Source organism: Clostridium sp. TJA038 (genome assembly GCF_058310255.1).
The window spans coordinates 642878-664920 of record NZ_JBZEFA010000001.1; the positions used below are offsets into that span (position 1 = coordinate 642878).

Genomic DNA, 22043 nt, shown 5'->3' on the forward strand with positions numbered 1-22043 from the left:
TTAATATGGAGAAAAAAGCAATAATAGAGTTTAAGGATTTTACTGCACATTACATAGTTCAGTCAAAACCAACCTTAAATAAAATAAATTTAACTATATATGAAGGAGAGAAGGTTCTTATTGCTGGTCCTTCAGGTTCTGGAAAAAGTACTCTAGCAAATTGTATAAATGGGTTAATACCTTTTTCAACAGATATTGAGATTTCAGGAAGCCTTAAAATAGAAGGAAAAGAAACAAAGAATTTAAGTGTTTTTGAAATTTCTAAAATGGTTGGTACTGTTTTGCAAGACCCAGATAGTCAATTTATTGGATTAACAGTAGCTGAGGATATAGCTTTTAAGTTAGAAAATAGTTGCATCTCTCAAGAAGAAATGAAAAAGAAGGTAGACTATGTTTCAAAAATAGTTGATATAGAAAATAGGTTAGATTTAGCACCTTATAGTCTTTCAGGAGGACAAAAGCAGAGAGTAACCTTATCAGGTACAATAGTAGATGATGTTGATATACTTCTTTTTGATGAGCCTTTAGCAAGTTTAGACCCAGCAGCAGGAAAAGCTTCTATGGAGCTTATAGATAAAATACAAAAGGAAGCTAAGAAAACTATTATAATAATAGAACATAGATTAGAAGAAGTTTTAAGTGGGGGAGTAGATAGAATAATTCTTATGAACGAAGGAGAGATTATTTGTGATACAACTCCAAATAAAATATTAGCTTCTAATAAATTATTAAAGTATGGAATAAGAGAACCTCTATATGTAACTGCCTTAAAGTATAGTGGTTATGACCTTAAGGAAGATATGAATTTAGAGAGCATAGATAAATTAACCCTTAAAGATAAGGGAGAAAAGTTAAGGAAATGGTATAAAAGCTTAAAACATACTGAAAGAGAAAAAAAAGAAGAGGTTTTATTAGAATTTAAGGAGGTAAGTTTTTCTTATAATAAAAGAAAAAATATTTTATCTGATATTAATTTTAAGGTGAATAAAGGTGAAATAGTTAGTATAGTAGGAAAAAATGGTGCAGGTAAATCAACCATATCAAAGCTTATTTGTGGATTTTATAAAGAATCAAAGGGAGATATATTATTTGAAGGAGAAACTTTAAAGGGAAAAACCATTAAAGAAAGAGGAGAAAAGATAGGTATAGTTCTTCAAAATCCTAATCAGATGATATCTAAAACAATGATTTTTGATGAGGTTGCTTTAGGCTTAAGAGTTAGAGGAATAGAAGAAGAGGAAGTTAAAAAGAGAGTTTTAGAAACTTTAAAAATTTGTGGTCTTTACCCATATAGAAACTGGCCTATTTCTGCTTTAAGTTTTGGTCAAAAAAAGAGAGTTACTATAGCAGCAATTTTAGTTTTAAATCCAAAGATGATAATATTAGATGAGCCAACAGCTGGTCAAGATTATAAGCATTATAATGAAATAATGGAGTTTCTTTTAAAGCTTAATAAAAGAGGAGTTACTATAATTTTAATAACTCATGATATGCACCTTATGCTTGAATATACAGATAGAGCTATTGTAATTTCAGAGGGAAAGAAAATAGCAGATAACATATCAGCGGAAATACTTACGGATAAAGAGGTAATAAAAAAAGCAAGTTTAAAAGAAACATCCTTATATGATTTAGCATTAAAGTTTAATATTGAAAATTCTAGGGATTTTGTTTCTAAATTTATTGATTATGATAGGGGGGTAAGAAATTAATGGATGCAATGCTTACTTATATAAGAAAAGATTCTCCTATTGATAAATTAACAGGAGCTACAAAGCTTATATGCTTTATACTTTGGACCTTAACAGCTATGCTTACCTATGACACTAGAGTATTATTAGCTATGCTTATTTTTAGCTTAATAATTTTTAAGGTATCTAAGATAGAATTTAAAGAAGTTTCTTTTATAGTTTATTTTATATTAGTATTTTTACTTTTAAATGATTTAGCAATTTTTATATTTTCACCTTATGAAGGTGTTCATATATACGGAACAAGACATAATATATTTCATATAATAGGACCTTATACTTTAACTTTAGAACAGTTATTTTATGAGTTTAATGTTACTTTAAAATATTTATCTGTAATTCCTATGGCTCTTTTATTTATATTAACAACAAATCCTAGTGAGTTTGCAGCTTCTTTAAATAAAATAGGAATAAGTTATAAAATTTCCTATTCTGTTTCTATAGCTTTAAGATATATACCAGATATTCAAAGAGAATATCATGATATATCCTTTGCACAACAGGCAAGAGGAATTGATATGTCTAGAAAAGAAAAATTATTAAAGAGAATAAAGAATATATCTTCAATCTTAATGCCACTTATTTTTTCAAGTTTAGATAGAATAGAAAATATAAGTACTGCTATGGAACTTAGAGCCTTTGGAAAAAATAAAAAAAGAACTTGGTATAATGAAAGAAAGTTTTCAAAAGGAGATTATCTTGCTATATTTTTAGTTGTTTTAATCTTTATAATATCTTTAAGCTTTACAATTAAAAATGGAAGTAGATTTTATAACCCTTTTATAAAATAAAATATTAAAAATAATTGTGAGAAGTTTTTATACTTCTCACTTTTTTTGAAAAAATTTCTAGCATGGATTTATCTTTAATAAAAATTTATTTTAAAAATTATCTATTTAGAGGGTAAATAGACAATTAAAAAGAAATATTAATAAATTTTAAACAAAGTGTTGAAATTGTTAATAATTATAGGTATATTTGTATGAGAGAAATTTAAACGTAATTTTAAACTTTAAGGAGATTATAAATGTATGAGAGTAGTAAGGAAGAGAAAAAATTAAAGAGAAAATTATTTTTTAAAATTTTTAATTACAATTTTTTAAAAGATAGAAATATAGAATATAGTGAATTTAGATATGGTGATAACAAAAAAGATTATTATAGAGTATATAAAGGCTATGATAAGAGAAAGCCAACAATATTTTTTATATATAGTGGAGGAATATTAGGAGGACCTAAGGGTTGTGCGGCTATAGGCAAGTTTTTTTATAAATATGGTTTTAATGTAGTTATTCCTTCTTATGAATTAGCACCAGAACATAAGTATCCTGTTCAAATAGAAAATATATTCTCTGCTTTAAAGCATTATATAGAAAATAATAATGTAAAAAAAATTGTTGTTATGGGATATTCCTCAGGAGCTCAATTAGCAGCAAATTTAATTTATAATGAAAATATGAGAAGAAAATTTAATATAGATATAAAAATAATAGATTCATTTGTATCTTTAGGAGGGACTTTAGACTTTAGTAAATGTGATTCTAAAGAATATAAAAATTATATAAAAAGATATTTATATAAAAGGGAAGAGATATTTTCTGTTAATCCCATAAATTTAATAAAGGAAAATTCTCCTAAAATTCCAGTTTTATGTGTCCATGGGGAAAAAGATTCCATAGTTAACTTTGAGAATTCTAAGAGATTTATAGAAAAAATAAATAAGTTTAATGGAAAAGGAGAATTTTTAATGTTAAAAGAATATGGACATATTGATTTATTAAATCTTTTTATAGGTTCAGGAAATGAAAAAACAGGAGAAGTAATGAGCTTTATTAATAGATTTTAATTATTAGACCCTAAAATAAGGGTCTTTTTTTTTATAAATTTTTATATTTAAAAGGAATAAAGAAAAATAAAATATTTATGAGAAAGCGCTTTCATATATAAAATATTGAAAAACTTATATATATTAATAAAGTATGTATAATTAATTAAATTTATGTAAATGGAATAAGATTAAAATAATTATAGGATAATTTAGGGTTAAAAAGAATAATTTGTAAAGGGTAAATTTGTACAAAGTATAAATAAAATAGGGTAAATATATAAAAATGAAAATAAAATATTAAAATAAAAAAAACGCATAGAAAGATAACGCTTTCACGGTTTAATATTATCTTGTAAACTCGAATATTAATTTAAATATATTTTGTGAATATTGGTCAATTTCATTTGCTTATTTATTAATTTAATTCTAGTTTATTACATAAATTTAAAGTAAGAATTATTTTTAGGTATTAAGGAGGAATATTAGTATGAAAAAGAAATTTCTTTCTGCTGTTTTAGCAGTACTTACAACGGCTACTTTACTTGCTGGTTGTGGAGGTTCTAGTGAAGGACAAGCATCTGGGGATGCAGGTTCTAAAGGAGACAAATTAAAGGTTGGAATGGTTACTGATGCTGGTACAATAGACGATAAGTCATTTAACCAAGGAACTTGGGAAGGAATACAAAAAGCTGAAAAAGATTTAGGTATAGAAGCTAAGTACTTAAAACCAAGTGGAACAACAGAAGCTGACTATTTAAAAGAAATAGGAAACCTTTATGATGCTGGATATAAGTTTATAGTAACTCCAGGATTTAAATTTGAAACTGCTATATATAAAGGACAAGAAAAATATAAAGATGCTAAATTTGTATTATTAGATGGTGCTCCACATTCAGGTGCTAAGGATGCAAAACCTGAAGTAGGTCCGAATACGGTTTCAATTTTCTTCGCTGAAGAACAAGCAGGATTTATGGCAGGGGTTGCTACTGCATTACAACTTAAAGAAGGACAATTAGGATTTATAGGTGGTATGGAAATTCCTCCAGTACAAAAGTTTAACTGGGGATTCCAACAAGGTGTAGACTTTGCTAATGAAAAATTAGGAACTCATATGACTCTTGAAGCTAAGAATATAATATACCAAGGATCTTTTGATGATTCAGCAGCTGGTGGACAAATAGCAGCTCAAATGTATGATAATGGAGTAAAAGCTATATTCTGTGCTGCAGGTGGCGTTGGTGTAGGTGCTATACAAGAAGCTAAAAACAGAGCTGCTTCAGGAAAAGAAGCTTGGATAATAGGTGTTGACGTTGACCAATATGAAGATGGTATATACGAAGGAGATAAATCTGTAATACTTACTTCAGCTGTTAAGAGAATAGACCATGCATCTTATGACATGATAAAGAGAGAATTAGATGGAACTTTCCCAGGTGGAGAAACTTTATTATATGATGCAAAAAATGATGGTGTAGGCTTACCAGATAAGAATCCAAACTTAAGTGAAGAAACTATGACTGAAGTAAACAAAGTATTTGAACAGTTAAAAAATGGTGAAATAACAGTTTCTAGCGAGCAAGGAGACTTAATAAATTAGTTCAAAATTCAAGGAAGTTTTTATTAAGGAGATGGGCTTCCATCTCCTTTTATTATGCTAATTAATTTTTATATATGTATGGTTTTAAATAAAAAAGAGTTTAAGTATTAAGGAGGATAACTTATGGAATATGTAGTAGAGATGCTTAATATCCGTAAAGAATTTCCTGGTATAGTAGCAAATGATAATATAACATTGCAACTTAGAAAGGGAGAGATACATGCTCTACTAGGTGAAAATGGAGCGGGTAAATCTACTTTAATGGGAATTCTTTTTGGAATGAACCAACCGGATAAGGGTGTTATAAAGGTTAGAGGAAAAGAAGTAAAAATCACTAACCCAAATGTTGCAAATGACCTTGGTATAGGAATGGTTCACCAGCATTTTAAATTAGTTGAAAACTTTACAGTTACACAAAATATAGTTTTAGGTTGTGAGCCTAAAATACTTCTAGGTCTTGGAATGGATTTAAAAAAGGCTGCTAAAAGGATTGAAGACCTTTCAAAGCAATATGGTTTAAATGTAGACCCTTATGCAAAGATTGAAAATATATCTGTAGGTATGCAACAAAGGGTTGAGATTTTAAAAATGCTTTACAGAGATGCAGATGTTCTTATACTAGATGAGCCTACAGCTGTTTTAACACCTCAAGAAATTGATGAGCTTATAAAAATTATGAAAAACCTTATAAATGAAGGAAAATCAATAATTATTATAACTCATAAACTTAAAGAAATAAAAGCAGCTGCTGATAGATGTACAGTTATAAGAAGAGGAAGATATATTGGTACTGTAGATGTAAAAACAACTAGTGAAGCTGAAATGGCTAAGATGATGGTAGGTAGAGAAGTATCTTTTAAAGTAGATAAAAAGCCAGCTAAGCCTGGTGAAGTTGTATTAGATATTAAAAATCTATCTGTTAAAAATAATAAAAAGGTTTTAGGACTAAAAGATTTCTCATTAGATGTTAGAGCAGGAGAAATAGTTGGAATAGCTGGAGTTGAAGGTAATGGACAAAGTGAACTTATAGAAGCTATTACAGGTCTTAGAAAGTGTGAAAATGGAGTTATAAACTTTAGAAATAAAGATATAACGAAAGAAAGCATAAAAAATAGAATTAATTCAGGTATTGCTCACATTCCTGAGGACAGACATAAAAGAGGATTAGTTCTAGATTATACAATAGAAGAAAATATGGTTTTAGAAGTTTATGATAGAAAACCATTCTCTAGTAAAGGATTATTAAATAAAAAAGAAATAAAGAAATATGCAGAAAAAATAATCCAAGAATTTGATGTAAGATCTGGAGAAGGAGGAGCATCTATAGCAAGATCTCTTTCTGGAGGAAACCAACAAAAGGCTATTATAGGGCGTGAGATTGAATTAAATCCAGAACTTTTAATAGCAGCACAGCCTACTAGAGGACTTGATGTAGGTTCTATAGAGTATATTCATAAAAGATTAGTAGAACAAAGAGATAGAGGGAAAGCTGTTCTTTTAGTATCTCTTGAACTAGATGAAATATTAAATGTTTCAGATAGAATTGCAATAATAAATAATGGAGAACTTATAGGAATTGTAAATGCAGATGAAACAAATGAAAACGAGGTAGGTCTTATGATGGCTGGTATAAAAGGAGGAGATAGACATGAAGTTTAAACAGTTTATTATATCTTTAATGGCTATTATATTAGGACTTATTGCAGGTGCTATTTTAATGGCTGTTATGGGTCATAATCCTATAGAGGGATATTCTTTCTTATTAAAAGGTGGACTTATGAATATAGAAAGAATAGGAAATACTCTAGCTACGGCAACTCCTTTAATTTTAACTGGTCTTTCATTAGCTTTTGCTTTTAAAACTGGTTTATTCAATATAGGAGCACCAGGACAAATGCTTATGGGAGGTCTTTTTGCAACAGCAGTAGGTTTAACTGTTAAATTACCATCTCCAATATTAATACCTTTAATGATTATAGCTGGTATTTTAGGTGGTGCTTTATGGGCTCTTATTCCTGGAGTATTAAAGGCAAAATTTAATGTTCATGAAGTTGTTTCAACTATAATGATGAACTGGATAGCTTATTGGATAGTTTATTATGTTGTACCTATGTACTTTAAAGGAGAGTTTTTAGAAACGGAATCTGCACAGCTTCCGGCAGGAGCAACTTTAAGAATACAAGCACTTACAGACCTTTTCCAAGGTTCTTTTATAAATATAGGAATAATAATTGCACTTGTTTCTGTATTTGGAGTTTGGTTTGTATTAAACAAAACAGTTTTAGGATATGAATTAAAAGCAGTTGGATTTAATAGAGATGCTGCAGAATATGCAGGAATTTCAGTAAATAGAAATATATTATTAGCTATGATGATAGCTGGTGGACTTGCAGGACTTGCAGGGGTTGTTCAATACACAGGAAATGCTGTAAGTATGCAAATAGGTGTTATGCCTTCACAAGGATTTGATGGTATAGCAGTAGCTTTACTTGGTGCAAATACGCCAATTGGAGTTTTATTCTCAGCTTTATTCTTTGGACTTTTATACACAGGAAAAGGATTTATGAATGCTATGACAAGCATACCTCCAGAAATAGCAGATACAATAATGGCTACAATAATTTACTTCTCTGCTACAAGTGTAATAATGGAGAGATTATTTAATAAATTTCATAAAAAGAAAAAAGAGAAATTAAATAAAAATCAAGAAACAACTAAAGAAAGGGTGGTGAGCAAATAATGTGGGAAACAATTCAACAAATATTTCCTTATGCAATAGCATTTACTATACCGCTTTTAATAACCGCATTAGGTGCTTTATTTTCTGAACGAAGTGGTGTAGTAAATATAGGACTTGATGGTCTTATGATTGTTGGATCTTTTAGTGGAGCTTTTACAGTTTCAAAGCTTCAAGAAGCTATGCCAGGTAGCTCACTTCCGTTATGGATTGGTTTAGGCGTTGCTGTTGTAGTTGGTATGCTATTTTCTTTATTACATGCTTTTGCAAGTATAAACTTAAATGCAGACCAGGTAATAAGTGGTACAGCTATAAACATGATAGCTGGAGCTTTAACTGTATTCTTAGCTAGAAATATGACAGGTAGTGGTAACATAAGAATTATGCAAGGTTTCGTACCTAAGGATGTTCCTGTATTATCTTCAATACCGATAATTGGTGAATTATTCTTTTCAAAGACCTATGCAACTACATGGTTAGTTATTTTAATACTTGTTGTAAGTACATTCTTATTATATAAAACAAGCTTTGGTTTAAGACTTAGAGCATGTGGTGAGCATCCTCAAGCTGCTGATGCTGCAGGTATAAATGTTTATAAAATGAGATATATTGGTGTTATGATATCAGGAGCATTTTCATCTCTTGGTGGTGCTATAATTCTTGTAACTTATGGTGGAGAATTTACAGGAAGTGTTGCAGGACTTGGATTCTTAGCTTTAGCAGCTTTAATCTTTGGTCAATGGAAGCCATGGGGAGTTTTAGGAGCTACATTCTTCTTCGGATTTGCAACAACTATAGCGAATGTATCTCAAATAGTTCCATCACTTTCAAGCATACCTCCAGTACTACTTAAGATATTCCCATATGTAGTTACTTTAATTGCTTTAATTGTATTCTCTAAGACATCACAAGCACCTAAAGCAGCTGGAGAACCATATCAAAAAGATAAAAGATAATAAATTAAGCCTATTTCTAGATAAAATAAAAAAATCTAGAAATAGGTTTTTTTATTTTAAGTTTAATATTTATTTTAATAATAATTAGAGATAATAAATTTAAAGGAATTTAAAGAAGGTATTAGAAAGATTTATTAGTTTTAATAAATAGAAATTATTAAAGGTTCGCAAAGTTTTAAAAAATATATTTATTTAATATTTTAAAATTAAAAAAATATGTTTTTATTCGTATTATATAATATATTAAAGAGTTTAATATACGTATTTTATATTTTAATCCTACAAAAAAACTTATTAATTTTACTTTTTCGACAAAAATATTCGTAAAACTATTGATAAATATAAAAAATCTGTTAATATATTAAAGGTATTTATAAAAACAAAAGAAGGAAAGAGTGAGATGATGGAAAAGTTCTTTAAACTTAAGGAAAATAATACTGATGTGAAAACAGAGTTTATTGCTGGATTAACTACCTTTATGACAATGGCTTACATACTTATAGTAAATCCATCAATATTATCAGCAGCAGGAATGGATCAAGGAGCTGTTTTTACAGCAACTGCTTTATCAGCAGTAATTGCAACTTTAATAATGGGACTTTATGCTAAGTTACCTTTTGCACAGGCTCCAGGAATGGGATTAAATGCTTTTTTTGCTTATACAATAGTTATACAAATGGGATATTCTTTTGAATTTGCTTTAACTGCAGTTTTATTAGAAGGAATTATATTTATACTTTTAACTATATTTAATGTCCGTGAAGCAATTGTAGATTCAATACCAAAGGGAATAAAGAATGCTATATCAGTTGGTATAGGATTACTTATAGCTTTAATAGGGTTAGAAGGCGCAGGAATAGTAGTACATACAGAGGGAGGAACAATAGTTTCTTTAGGAAATATAGTATCAGGTACAGGACTTTTAGCAATAATAGGACTTTTAATAACAAGTGTTTTAATAGCTAAAAATGTTAAGGGAGCATTATTTATAGGTATGATTATTACTGCTTTAATAGGTATACCTATGGGAATAACTCCTCTACCAACTAAAATAATAAGTATGCCACCTTCAATAGCACCTACTTTCTTTAAATTTGATTTCCATAATATATTTTCTTTAGATATGGTAATTGCTTTATTTACTTTATTATTTATGGATATGTTTGATACTATAGGGACTTTAGTTGGTGTTGCAACAAAGGCTAAAATGTTAGATAAAGATGGTAAAGTTCCTAATATAAAGAAAGCTTTATTTTCTGATGCAGTAGGAACAACACTTGGGGCTTGTTTAGGAACAAGTACAGTAAGTACTTTTGTAGAGAGTGCATCAGGAGTGGCTGAAGGGGGAAGAACAGGATTAACAGCAGTATCTACTGCATTTATGTTTTTCTTAGCTTTATTCTTTGCACCTTTATTTGCTGTTATAACTCCAGCTGTTACAGCATCTGCCTTAGTTTTAGTTGGATTATTTATGATTGAGCCTATAAAGGAAATCAACTTACATGATTTTACAGAGGCAATACCAGCCTTTTTAACAATAATAATGATGCCTTTTGCATATTCAATATCAGATGGTATAGTTTTTGGTGTTATATCATATATAATACTTAAATTATTTACAGGAAAAAGAAAAGAAATAAGTTTAACTACTGTAATTTTAGGATTAGTATTTTTACTTAAATTTTTAATATAATATAAAAAAATAACCTATGAAATTTATTCATAGGTTATTTTTTATAATTAATTATGAAATTTTTTTATATTTGTAGTAAAATGATATAATATAAGATTTTTTATAAGTATATTCATTTTATAAATAAATGGAGGAGACATTATGAAGGTTGGATTAGTTTTATCTGGAGGAGGAGGAAAAGGCGCTTATGAATTAGGTGTTTGGAAAGCTTTAGTACAGTTGAAACTGGACAAGTACATAGAGGTTATTTCTGGTACATCTATAGGTGCCTTTAATGCTGCTTTATTTGCTCAAGGGGATATGGATAATGCTCAAGCACTATGGGACGAAGTTACAATGGAAAAATTACTTCCTATGACAAAAATGGACCTTTTAAAAAAAGGTGTTGTTTTAGCTTTAGGGGTAAAAAGTATTAATTTTGTAAAAAAACATATGTCAGATAGGTTAGAAAATGGAGATTTCCCTAAGGATGGTGCTTATGAAGTAGTAAATAAATTTATAGACATAAACAAGGTTAAAGAATCAGGGAAAATATGTTATGCTGCCTGTACGGAATTACCAGATTGTAAGGTTAAGTATTTTAAGATAAATGATTATGATGAGGATGTAGGAAAAGAAATAATAATGGCTTCTGCTTCTTTGCCATTAATATACGATAGTTCAGAAGTTGAAGGAAAAAAATATTTAGATGGAGGAATGGTTGATAATACACCAATACAACCTGTTTATGGTGAAGGGTGTGATGTTATAATTGTAGTTCATTTATCTAAAGAGGAATTTGTAGATAGAAGTCTTTATCCTAATGCTGAAATTATAGAAATAATTCCTAGAAATTTAGATGATAGCATAATAAATGGAACTTTAAATTTAAATATGGATGCTAAGCGTTTAAGAACAAAACAAGGTTATGAAGATACTATGGACCTTTTAAATCCTATAATTAATTTATCAAGAATTAGGTTTCAAGACGATATGGAGGAAGAAAATCCTATATTATATAAAACCTTTAAGTTTTTTAAAAATTTAAAAAAGAAATTTACTAAAAAACACTATAGTTAAAAACTATAGTGTTTTTTTATTTTATTAATAATAAATATTCTTTAATAAAGATTTTTTAACTTTAAAGAAAGTAAGAGAATTTATGAGTATTTTAAAAAAATAGGAATAAAATAAATAAATAATACCTTTGACTATAGGGTGATTTTCTTATATATTTATAATAAAGCCTAGAATTCCTATAAGAATTAAGGTGATTAATCAATATGGAAATATTTACTTAAAAGTTTTTTGTAAGTAGAATATAAAGAGAGTTTATTATATAGAGTTTTTAAAAATATTTTAAATAGGTCTTTTACAGGAGGAGAGAAGTAATGAGTTTAGATAAAAATTTATTAAATATTATAAAGGATGAAAGCTTAGAGGATTACTTTTTTAAGGCTAATTTTGGATTAGAAAAAGAAAATGTTAGAGTTACAAGAGATGGAAAACTGGCTCTTACAAATCATCCAGAAGCTTTTGGTGATAGAGAAAATAATCCTTATATAAAAACAGATTTTGCTGAAAGTCAGTTAGAGTTAGTAACTCCAATTTGTGAAACCTTAGAGGAGGTTTATAGTTTTATATGTAATTTAAATAAGGTTGTTTCTTTAGAACTTATAAAAAGAGATGAATTTTTATGGCCTCAAAGTAATCCTCCTATATTACCAAAGGAAGAAGGCAATATACCTATTGCTAAATTAAAAAATAGGGAAGAGGAAATTTATAGAGAAAATCTTAGTGAAAAATATGGAAGGAAGAAACAGGTTATAAGTGGAATACATTATAATTTTTCTTTCAAAGAGGAGTTTATAAAAATTTTATTTGAAAAACTTAATAAAGGTGAAAGCTATAGAGAATTTAAAGATGCTTTATATTTAAAGATGGCTAGGAATTTTCAAAAATATCATTGGTTATTAATATACTTAACTGGTGCAAGTCCTGTTTTTCATGAAAGCTACATAGATAATATAAAAAAAGAAGGAGAAAAATTAGGGGAAGATTCTTACTTTATAAAAGGTGATATATCCTTAAGAAATAGTATATATGGATATAAAAATAAAAGGGATTATTATGTGTCTTATAACAGTATAAAAGAATATGCAGAAGATATAGAAAGATTAGTTAGAGATAAGGAAATACAAAATGTAAAAGAATATTATAATCCTATAAGATTAAAATCCTTAGGAGAAGAAGATATGTTAAGTAGTTTACTTAACAAGGGAATAGATTATTTAGAAGTTAGACTTTTAGATTTAGACCCTTTAAGTTTAGAGGGAGTAAATAAAAACACACTTTATATGGTTCATTTGTTTATGATTTACACTTTATTTAAAGAGAATAAAGAAATAACTTATAAGGAGCAAAAAGAGTTTTTTGAAAACCATGATATAGCTGCTTTAAAAGGAAGAAAAGAAAATGTTTGTATTTATGAAAATGAATCTCCTGTTTTATTAAGAGATAAAGGAAAAGAAATTTTAAATGAAATAAATGAAATTTTACTTAATTTATTTCCAAATAATCATGCTTTTAAAGAGGCTTTAGAAAGAGCAATTGAAGAAATTAATAATCCTAATAATACAGTTTCTGAAAAAGTTATAACTTCTATAAAAGAAGAAGGCTATGTTAATTTTCATATGAGATTAGCAAAGGATTATTTAAAGTCTTTTAAAGATAAGGAATTTAATTTAATAGGATATGAAGATTTAGAGTTATCAACACAAATTTTAATTTTAGATGCTCTTAAAAGAGGGATAAAGGTTAAGATTTTAGATAGATTAGAGAATTTTATTTCTCTTTGTAATGGAGAAAAGGTTGAGTATGTAAAGCAAGCAACAAAAACATCAAAGGATTCTTATATAACTGCTTTAATAATGGAAAATAAACTTGTTACAAAAGAAATTTTAAAAGAAAATAATGTAAGGGTTCCAAAGGGAAAGGATTACTATAATATAGAAGAGGCTAAAAAAGATTTTAGGCTTTTTAAGGGAGAGAAGATAGTTATAAAACCTAAGTCAACTAATTTTGGTTTGGGAATTAGTATATTTCCTTTAGAATTTTCGAGAGAAGATTATAATAGGGCAATTGAAATAGCCTTTAAAGAGGATAATTCAATACTTATAGAAGAATTTATGACAGGAAAAGAGTATAGATTTCTTGTAATAGGTAATGAGGTGGTTGGAATTCTTCATAGAGAACCTGCTAATGTAATTGGAGATGGAGAAAGCACTATAGAAGAACTTGTTATTGAAAAAAATAAAGACCCTTTAAGAGGAATAGGATATAAAACTCCTTTAGAAAAGATAAAATTAGGTGAAATAGAGGAAATGTTTTTAAAAAATCAAGGACTTACCTTTAAGTCAATTCCTAAAAAGGGAGAAAAGGTTTATTTAAGAGAAAACTCTAATATAAGTACAGGTGGAGATAGCATAGACTTTACGGATAAAATACATAAAAGCTATAAAGATGTAGCATTAAAGTCAGCTAAGGCTGCTAAGGCACTTATATGTGGAGTTGATATGGTAATAGATAATATTAAAGAAGAAGCAAATTTTAATAATCATGGAATAATAGAACTTAATTTTAATCCTGCAATTCATATTCATTGTTTTCCTTACAAAGGAGAAAATAGGAGAGCAGGGGAAAAAATATTAGATTTATTATTTGATTAATTTTAATATTTAAAATATATTAAAAAATACTAGGCACTAGAGTTTTAATATTAAGTGCCTAGTATTTTTATTTATATTTTATTGCTTTCATAAACTTCTATTATTTCATTAAATAAATCCACATCATCAATAGAATTATATAAATCGCCATCTTTTATATCATATATATATTCTAAAACTAGTTTTTTTCCTGTTAAAACTTCTTTTAAAATTCTAAAGCGTTTATCTATATCTAAAATTTCAACTTCACAAAGAATTTCTATAGGTTCATTTTCTCTAGTTTCATTATTATATTGTTGCTTTATAAAATTATCAAAGACTATAAGATTTATATTTTCCTTATCACAGTAGTTAACTTTCCCAGTTTTATTGCAGCTTAAGCAAGGGTTAAATTCACATTCTCTTATGCATTTTACACACATACATTTAGAGCATAAGAAAATTTTATCTAGAGATTCTTTATATTTTTTCTTAAAGTTTTCACATTCTGTTATAATTTCATTATCCTTAGATTTGTTTAGGAAGGATAAAAAAGATTTTTTCTCTGGAAGACTTTTATAAAGTTTGTCTAATAAATTATTATATTCTTTTAAAATCTTAATATTTTTATAGTAAGCTCTTTCCTTTAAAGTAGAATCTTCACTTAAATCTTCAATATCATCTAAAACAAAAACAAGATCACTATAAAGATTACCATAGGTGTTTTTCTCTTTATCTAAAAATTCCTTTGCATTCATTTAATATACTCCTTTACCATATAATAATTATATATTTATGATATCACAGATTATCAAATAATTATGAATTTAAAATATTAAAATATACAAAATTTAATAATTAATTTATAATGATGATATAAACATATTTAAGGAGGGTAAGAGGGTGAAAAAACATAAGAGGTTTAGGAAACTTTTACTGTTTTTTGTAGCTTTTTTCTTTATAGTTGGATGTTTAAATCTTTCTCCTTTAAAGGAAGTTAAGGCAGATACTTTTGGAATAGAAAATAGCATAGCTAAAAGAGGTTCATCTTCTTCTAGTGGAGGGTCAAGTAGAAGTAGTAGCTCAAGCTCTAAAAGCTCAAGCAAAAGCAGTTCCTATGGTTCAAGCAAAAAATATTCTAAGCCAAGTAATTCTTCAAGTGGGAAAAAGAAGGATTATGGAAATAGTAATTACTCAACCACAGATAAGTATAATAATTCTTCCTCAGGAGGTAATAAAAGTCCTGGAAAAGTAGATGATGAAAGTAGTCAAAATAAAGGAAGTTCAGAAAGTAAAAAGGGAAACAATAATTATTCAACAAGTGATAAGTTTAATAGTAAACCTCCTAAGGACTCAGGGGGAAGTTCAAAAGAGAATAATTCTAATAAAAATAATGAAAGTAGTAGCAGTTCACAAAGTGGAAATAATTCAAAAAAGAACTCTAGTGGAGGATTTAGCTTTTTTGATATGCTTATGTTAAACAACATATTTAATATGCTTGGTAATATGTTTAGTTTTATGTTTATAAGAAGACCATTTATAGGAATTGGAATAATATTATTAATACTATTAGTATTTATTTTAATTAGAAAAAGAAGATAGTTAAAATTAATAATTATGACATGAAATTGTAAAAAAGAGAATGTATAATAAATTTAAATAAATAGTAGTTAAAGGTGGTAATGAAATGGGAATATTCAATAGAATATCAAATATGATAAAATCTAAGGCAAATTCAGCTTTAGATAATATGGAAAATCCAGTTGAATTATTAGATCAAAAGATAAGAGAGATGGAAAAATCTTTTAACGAAGCTAAAAGAGCTTCAGCTCAAATCTTTGGTAATTTAAAAGATACAGAAAAGAAAATGAACCAAGCTAAAGAAGATTCAGCTCAATATGATGCAAAAGTAAAGTTAGCTATGGATAAAGGTAATGAAGAATTAGCTAAGAAGGCTTTAAAGCTTAAATTAGAAAGTGATAAAAAGTATGAATCTTTAAAATCAAGTTATGAAGGACAAAGAGCTAAAGCGGATGTTTTAAAGGCTAAATTAGCTGATTTAGAAAAAGAATTAGATAAGACAAGAAGTTACAGAGATGAAGCTGTAGCTAGAGTTAATAATGCAGAAGCTTCAAAACAAATAAATGAAGTTATTGCAAATGTTCAAAGTAAAAGTAACTCAATAAATATTGATGACATAGAAAGAAGTATTTCAAGAAAAGAAAACTATGCAGCTGGCTTAGAAGAGTTAAAAGGTGAAAGCTTAGATGATGAATTTGCTAAGTTAGAAGAGTTAAGTTTAGATGAAGAACTAAATAAGTATAGAACATCAGATAAAAAAGAAGAAGTTTCAAAAAGTGAACCTTCAAAGGATGAGCTAGACTTAGAATTAGAAAAGTATAAAAATAAAGAATAATTAAAAACTATATTTTAATATGGTAAAATAAAACTTATAAATATTTAGAAAAAAATCCTTTTATGTTTTTATTAGCATAAAAGGATTTTCAAAGGATATTTATAGGTTTTTTTTAATTACATAAATTAAAAGGTTAGAGGTGAATTTAAAATGGACTATAAATTAATTTGTATAGATATGGATGGAACTCTCTTAAAAAAAGACCATACAGTTAGCAAAAGAGATAAAGAAGCTTTAAAAAAAGCTATAGATAAAGGAGTAAATATTGCAATTTCAACAGGACGAGTTTTTCCTTCAGCAAAAATATATGGAAACATAATAGGAATAAATGCACCACTTATTTGTTCAAATGGTTCATATATAAAAGATAAAGATACTGAAGAAGTAATATTTAAGTCTACATTAGATGAAGATACCTATATGAAAATATGTGATATTATAGAAAAGTACGATTTTTTAGCTTATGTAGACTCTACAGAAGGTTTAATATCTGAAACTGAAATACCAAAAGAGGATAGTCATAGGCTTATGAATACTTGGGTAGAAGAAAAAGAGAAGATAAAGTTTTTTAAATATAATACCTTAAAAGAGGCTTATAAGGAACAGGGAGATAAAATATTAAAATTTATAATTATAAAAAAAGAAGATGGGTGTAGTATTGAAGAAGCTAAAGAGGAGTTTGAAAATATAGAAGGAGTTGATTTAGTTTATGCCTCTTGGGGAGGATGTATAGAAATAATGAAAAAGGGAACTTCTAAGGGGAATGCTGTTAAGGTATTAGCTAAAAGATTACAAATTCCTTTAGAGGAGGTAATTTGTATAGGTGATAGTGGAAATGATATATCAATGTTAGAGGTTGCTGGGTTACCTATAGTAATGGGAAATGCACCAGATTTTATAAAAGAATATGGAAAATATATTACAGATAGTAACGAAAATCATGGGGTTGCAAAGGCTATAGAAAAATTTGTTTTAAAATAATTTATGTTTGACATATCTATTTTAAAGTTATTAAATAGGTTTAAGAGATGATTTTTATAAAAAATTATAGAAAGGAAGAATTGAATGTTTAAATTTACTTTTGATGGAAAAGAATATAATTTAACTCATGAAAATTTAATTTATTTTTTTAATGAAGAGGTTAAGAATTTTAATTTAGATAAACTTTTTGAAATATTAGGAGAAAGTGATAAGGTTTTATTTAGTAAAGCATATTATGATGGTCCTTGTGAAGAGTGTAAATTTGGTTTAGAAGAAAAGAGAAAAAGTTTTCCTTTTTTAGAGTTTAATATGTTTATCTATGGTAAAAATGGAGAATATGTTATTAGTAATATAGAAAAGAATTATGAAGGACTTACCTATAATAAGCTTTTAAAGGAGAAGAAGGTAGACAAAAGCTATTTAGTAAATATAAATGTTTGCAAAAATTGTGGAGATTTTGCTGTAGAAGTTGAAGAATTTGAAATTTAGAAAAAGGTATGTATTCTTAAAATGAATACATACCTTTTTATTTTTAGGAAAATTTAATTATATAGAAACAAATTAATTTTATATAGTACATAAATTAAAATCAGTAAAATGTTATAATTTAAACCATATTAGTAATAAATTTCAAAATAAGGAGAGGTTTTATGAAAAATTTAAAGAAAATAAGTTTAGTAGGTATTATGATTTTATCTTTATTTTTAATAGGTTGTGGAAAAATGGAGAAGGAATCGAAAAATGAAATTCCAAAGGAAAAACTTCCAATTGCAACGATTAAAATAGAAAATTATGGAGATATACAAGCAGAATTATATCCCAATAAAGCAGAGAATACTGTAAATAATTTTATAAGTTTAGTAAATAGTGGGTTTTATGATGGGTTAGATATTCATAGAATAGTAAAAGGCTTTGTACTTCAAGGTGGAGATCCTATGGGAAATGGAATGGGAGGTCCTGGTTATAGCATAAAGGGAGAGTTTTCTTCAAATGGAGTTGAAAATGATATAAAACATGAAGAAGGGGTACTTTCTATGGCAAGGTCTAGTGAAAAAGATAGTGCTGGTAGTCAGTTCTTTATTGTTACAAAGGATTCTCCTCATTTAGATGGAGAATACGCAGCCTTTGGAAAGGTTATAAATGGACTAGATGTAGTTCATGAAATAGAAAAATCCTCTGTAGGAGAAAATGATAAGCCTCTTAAAGAAATTAAGATTAAAGAAATAAGAGTAGATACAAAGGGAGTAAATTATAAAGAGCCAAAAAAAATTAAAAATTAAATATTATTTTTTATTAATAAAAAGATAGGTTTTAGTTATTATTTTAACCTATCTTTTTTCTTGGAATAAAAAAAGTCCTGTTGTAAAATTACATATAAATATATGTTTTTTTGGAGGCTTTATGAAAAGGGAAAGAAAGATAATTCATATAGATATGGATGCCTTTTATGCATCTATTGAACAGAGAGAAAATCCTAAATATAAAGGAGTTCCACTTATAGTTGGAGGAGATCCAAATAGAAGAGGTGTAGTTGCCACTTGTTCATATGAAGCTAGAAAATATGGTATTCATTCAGCTATGCCTTCTTTAACAGCCTATAAGCTTTGTCCTAAGGCAGTTTTCATAAAACCTAGAATAGAGTTTTATAAAAAGGTTTCAAAAGAGGTTATGAACATATTAAAGGATTATTCAGATATTATAGAGCCTTTATCTTTAGATGAAGCTTATATAGATGTTACAGAAAGTAAAAAACTTAAGGGTTCAGCAACTTTAATTGCCTTAGAAATTAAGGAGAGAATTTATAAGGAGTTAAATCTTACAGCTTCAGCAGGAGTATCTTACAATAAATTTTTAGCAAAGGTAGCTTCAGACTATAAAAAGCCAAAGGGAATAACTGTAATAACTAAAGAAAATTCTAAGGAGTTTTTAAAAGCTTTGCCTATTGGGAAGTTCTTTGGGGTTGGAAAGGTTACGAAAAATAAATTAAATAATATGGGTGTTTTTAAAGGAGAAGATTTATTAAGGTTTTCAAAGGAAGAACTTATAGAAATCTTTAGTGAGAGAGGAAAACTTTTATATGATTTTGCTAGGGGAATAGATAATAGAGAAGTTAATCCTAATAGAATTAGAAAGTCTATAGGAAAAGAAGTTACCTTAAGGGAGGATATAGAAAATGAAGAAGAAATTTTAGAGGTTTTAGAAGCAGTATCCTTAGAGATAGAAAAAGCCCTTTACTTTACAAATAAAAAAGGAAAAACATTAACTTTAAAGGTAAAATTCAATGATTTTAAAACAATAACTAGAAGTATAACTTTAGAAAAATTTTTTAAAGAAAAGAAGGAAATTTTAAAGTATGCAAAGGAACTTTTAAATTTTGTAGATTTTAGTTCAAGAAAAATTAGGTTACTTGGCATAACAATATCTTATTTAGAAGAGGATATTTTAAAAGAAGAAGAACAGTTAAGTTTTGATGTTTAGACAAAGTATTAACTAGATGAAAACAAATTTCGATATTATAGAAATTCTTTAAATAAATAGTATAATAATATTTATGATTTATAAAAGATATATTAAAATTTCTAGGAAATGGAGAGGAATTAATGAACTACATACTTTTAATAATAGGTTTTATTTTACTTATTAAAGGTGCAGATCTTTTTGTAGATGGGGCTTCAGGAATAGCTAAAAAGTTAGGTGTTCCCTCTGTTATAATTGGATTAACAATTGTATCTTTAGGTACTAGTGCACCAGAGCTTGCAGTTAGTATATCTGCATCTTTAAGTGGCAGTAATGATATTACTATGGGAAATGTTTTAGGGTCTAATTTATTTAATTTATTAGCAGCTTTAGGATGTACAGCTATGGTTGCACCATTAGTAATAAAAAAAGAAACTATTAAAAAAGATTTCTTAGTAAATTTAGTAGCTACACTTATTTTATATGTATTTGCCTTTACTTCTTTTATAGGGACTAAAAACTCTTTATCTAGATTAGAAGGTGGAATACTATTTTTAATGTGTATAGTATATGTATGTTATTTAATATATACTGTTAAGAAAAATAATAAAAAAGAGGAAGAGGTTGCTTTAACAACAGAGGTTGAAAATTTTGAAAAGGAAGAGGAAAAAGCACCTAAAAGTACTCTTAAAAATATAATCTTATCAGTAATTGGAGTAATAGGCATTATACTTGGAGGAAAAATAGTAGTTGATTCAGCATCTAGTATAGCTTTAGGTTTAGGATTAAGTGAAAAGTTAGTAGGACTTACTATTGTTGCAGTAGGCACATCTCTTCCTGAACTTGTAACTTCTTTAGTTGCAGCAAAGAAAGGAGAAAATGACATTGCCCTTGGAAATATTTTAGGTTCTAACACTTTTAATATACTTTTAATCTTAGGCTTATCTTCCTTAATAAGTCCTATAAAAATTGCAGGAAGTTTATCTATAGATTTAATATTCCTTATAATTGTAACTTTAATAATAGGAGCGTTAATATTCTTAAATAAGAAAAAAGAAAAGGTACTAACAAGGTATGAAGGAGCTTTTCTTGTAATTCTTTATATAGGATATATGATATACGTAATAATGAGAAATTAAAAAATAGCTGTCTTTTTAAAAAGACAGCTATTTTTAGTTTAATATTAAAATTTTTAGAATATAAATTTATTAGATGGTTTATTTTAACTAAGTGATAAAAGAGATTGGAATTTTAACATTTAAAAATATATACTTAAATTAATAAAAATTAAAGGAGGAGAAAAATATAGATAATTTAATAAATATATTTAATCAGTATGAAGAAATAGCTATTTTTATAAGTTTATTTATAAGTATAATTATAGCTCTTTTAGGAGTAGTTCCTTCTGTTTTTGTAACAGGAGCTAATATTATATTCTTTGGTCCTGTAAATGGATTTTTAATTTCATTATTAGGAGAAGTTATAGGAGGATTTATAAGTTTTAAAGTTTATAGAAAGGGCTTTAAAAAATTTTTAGGAAGCATTAAGGGAAAGTATGAATTAGTAGATAGAATAATAGATAGTGAAAATCAACATATAGGTCTTTTAATTTTAGAAGGAAGATTAATTCCTTTTATTCCTTCTGGAGTTGTTACCTTTGCAGCTTCAATGAGTAATGTAAATAGTTTTACCTTTATAATAGCTACGTTTTTAGGGAAAATACCTTCTATATTACTAGAAGCTTTAGCAAGCTATGGAGTAATAGTTGCTTCTAAAAAGAATTTCACTTTAGTTATAGGAGTAATAAGTATTATTTTCTTTTATTTAACTATTAAGAATTTAAAAAAGAAAAAAAGTTAAATAGGTAAATTTAATAAATAAAAGCGAAAAAAATGATTTTTTTTTGTAAATAATGGTTTTTTATTATTGATTTAATATGAA

General features: G+C 27.2%; 19 protein-coding genes. 18 read left to right on the plus strand and 1 reads right to left on the minus strand.

The annotated features are described in order from the left end of the window. The first annotated feature begins 5 nt into the window (after positions 1-5). The 10 genes from AC4FQV_RS03090 (at position 6) to gshAB (ending at position 14269) form a co-directional block, all read left to right on the plus strand. On the plus strand, positions 6-1712 hold the full coding sequence (locus tag AC4FQV_RS03090; protein WP_491164358.1) for an ABC transporter ATP-binding protein: 1707 nt from the start codon (positions 6-8) through the stop codon (positions 1710-1712). Further along, positions 1712-2542 carry an energy-coupling factor transporter transmembrane component T family protein gene (locus AC4FQV_RS03095; protein WP_491138935.1) on the plus strand — a complete coding sequence of 277 codons (831 nt, stop codon included), beginning with the start codon at positions 1712-1714 and terminating at the stop codon, positions 2540-2542. The genes AC4FQV_RS03090 and AC4FQV_RS03095 overlap by 1 nt, the downstream gene beginning before the upstream one ends. 236 nt (positions 2543-2778) lie before the next feature. Then, positions 2779-3597, plus strand: a complete 819-nt coding sequence (locus AC4FQV_RS03100) for an alpha/beta hydrolase fold domain-containing protein (protein WP_491138934.1) — start codon at positions 2779-2781, stop codon at positions 3595-3597. Between the two features lie 469 nt (positions 3598-4066). Further along, positions 4067-5176 (plus strand): BMP family lipoprotein, encoded by a 1110-nt coding sequence (locus tag AC4FQV_RS03105; RefSeq protein ID WP_491138933.1) that lies wholly within the window; start codon positions 4067-4069, stop codon positions 5174-5176. 123 nt (positions 5177-5299) lie between these two features. Further along, positions 5300-6835, plus strand: coding sequence for an ABC transporter ATP-binding protein (locus tag AC4FQV_RS03110; RefSeq protein WP_491138932.1), 1536 nt, complete (start codon positions 5300-5302; stop codon positions 6833-6835). After that, complete coding sequence (locus AC4FQV_RS03115) at positions 6825-7916, plus strand: ABC transporter permease (protein ID WP_491138931.1); 1092 nt, start codon at positions 6825-6827, stop codon at positions 7914-7916. Before AC4FQV_RS03110 ends, AC4FQV_RS03115 begins: the two co-directional genes overlap by 11 nt. Further along, complete coding sequence (locus AC4FQV_RS03120; RefSeq protein WP_491138930.1) at positions 7916-8869, plus strand: ABC transporter permease; 954 nt, start codon at positions 7916-7918, stop codon at positions 8867-8869. The genes AC4FQV_RS03115 and AC4FQV_RS03120 overlap by 1 nt, the downstream gene beginning before the upstream one ends. 403 nt (positions 8870-9272) lie before the next feature. Further along, complete coding sequence (locus tag AC4FQV_RS03125) at positions 9273-10562, plus strand: NCS2 family permease (protein WP_491139520.1); 1290 nt, start codon at positions 9273-9275, stop codon at positions 10560-10562. Between the two features lie 141 nt (positions 10563-10703). Continuing rightward, positions 10704-11621: a patatin-like phospholipase family protein gene (locus AC4FQV_RS03130; RefSeq protein WP_491138929.1), complete on the plus strand. Its 918-nt coding sequence runs from the start codon at positions 10704-10706 to the stop codon at positions 11619-11621. Between the two features lie 311 nt (positions 11622-11932). Next, positions 11933-14269, plus strand: coding sequence for a bifunctional glutamate--cysteine ligase GshA/glutathione synthetase GshB (gene gshAB / locus AC4FQV_RS03135; protein ID WP_491164361.1), 2337 nt, complete (start codon positions 11933-11935; stop codon positions 14267-14269). A 71-nt stretch (positions 14270-14340) separates the two neighbouring features. On the opposite strand, the gene AC4FQV_RS03140 is transcribed toward gshAB, so the two are convergent. Next, on the minus strand, positions 14341-15006 hold the full coding sequence (locus AC4FQV_RS03140; protein ID WP_491164363.1) for a hypothetical protein: 666 nt from the start codon (positions 15004-15006) through the stop codon (positions 14341-14343). A 145-nt stretch (positions 15007-15151) separates the two neighbouring features. On the opposite strand from AC4FQV_RS03140, the gene AC4FQV_RS03145 reads away from it, so the two are divergent. The 8 genes from AC4FQV_RS03145 to AC4FQV_RS03180 all read left to right on the plus strand — a co-directional run bounded on the left by AC4FQV_RS03145 (position 15152) and on the right by AC4FQV_RS03180 (position 21962). Then, positions 15152-15850 (plus strand): hypothetical protein, encoded by a 699-nt coding sequence (locus AC4FQV_RS03145; RefSeq protein ID WP_491138926.1) that lies wholly within the window; start codon positions 15152-15154, stop codon positions 15848-15850. 85 nt (positions 15851-15935) lie between these two features. Further along, a complete protein-coding gene (locus tag AC4FQV_RS03150; RefSeq protein WP_491138925.1) occupies positions 15936-16664 on the plus strand; it encodes a PspA/IM30 family protein in 729 nt (242 codons plus the stop codon). A 150-nt stretch (positions 16665-16814) separates the two neighbouring features. Beyond that, complete coding sequence (locus AC4FQV_RS03155) at positions 16815-17645, plus strand: Cof-type HAD-IIB family hydrolase (protein ID WP_491138924.1); 831 nt, start codon at positions 16815-16817, stop codon at positions 17643-17645. 84 nt (positions 17646-17729) lie between these two features. After that, positions 17730-18134: a DUF3785 family protein gene (locus AC4FQV_RS03160; protein ID WP_491138922.1), complete on the plus strand. Its 405-nt coding sequence runs from the start codon at positions 17730-17732 to the stop codon at positions 18132-18134. Positions 18135-18295: 161 nt separating this feature from the next. Continuing rightward, entirely contained in the window at positions 18296-18925 is a 630-nt protein-coding gene (locus AC4FQV_RS03165) for a peptidylprolyl isomerase (protein WP_491164367.1), read from the plus strand. 121 nt (positions 18926-19046) lie between these two features. Then, a complete protein-coding gene (dinB, locus tag AC4FQV_RS03170) occupies positions 19047-20123 on the plus strand; it encodes a DNA polymerase IV (protein ID WP_491164371.1) in 1077 nt (358 codons plus the stop codon). A gap of 122 nt (positions 20124-20245) precedes the next feature. Further along, entirely contained in the window at positions 20246-21241 is a 996-nt protein-coding gene (locus AC4FQV_RS03175; RefSeq protein WP_491138916.1) for a calcium/sodium antiporter, read from the plus strand. Between the two features lie 166 nt (positions 21242-21407). Beyond that, complete coding sequence (locus tag AC4FQV_RS03180; protein WP_491164984.1) at positions 21408-21962, plus strand: TVP38/TMEM64 family protein; 555 nt, start codon at positions 21408-21410, stop codon at positions 21960-21962. Positions 21963-22043 lie beyond the last annotated feature (81 nt).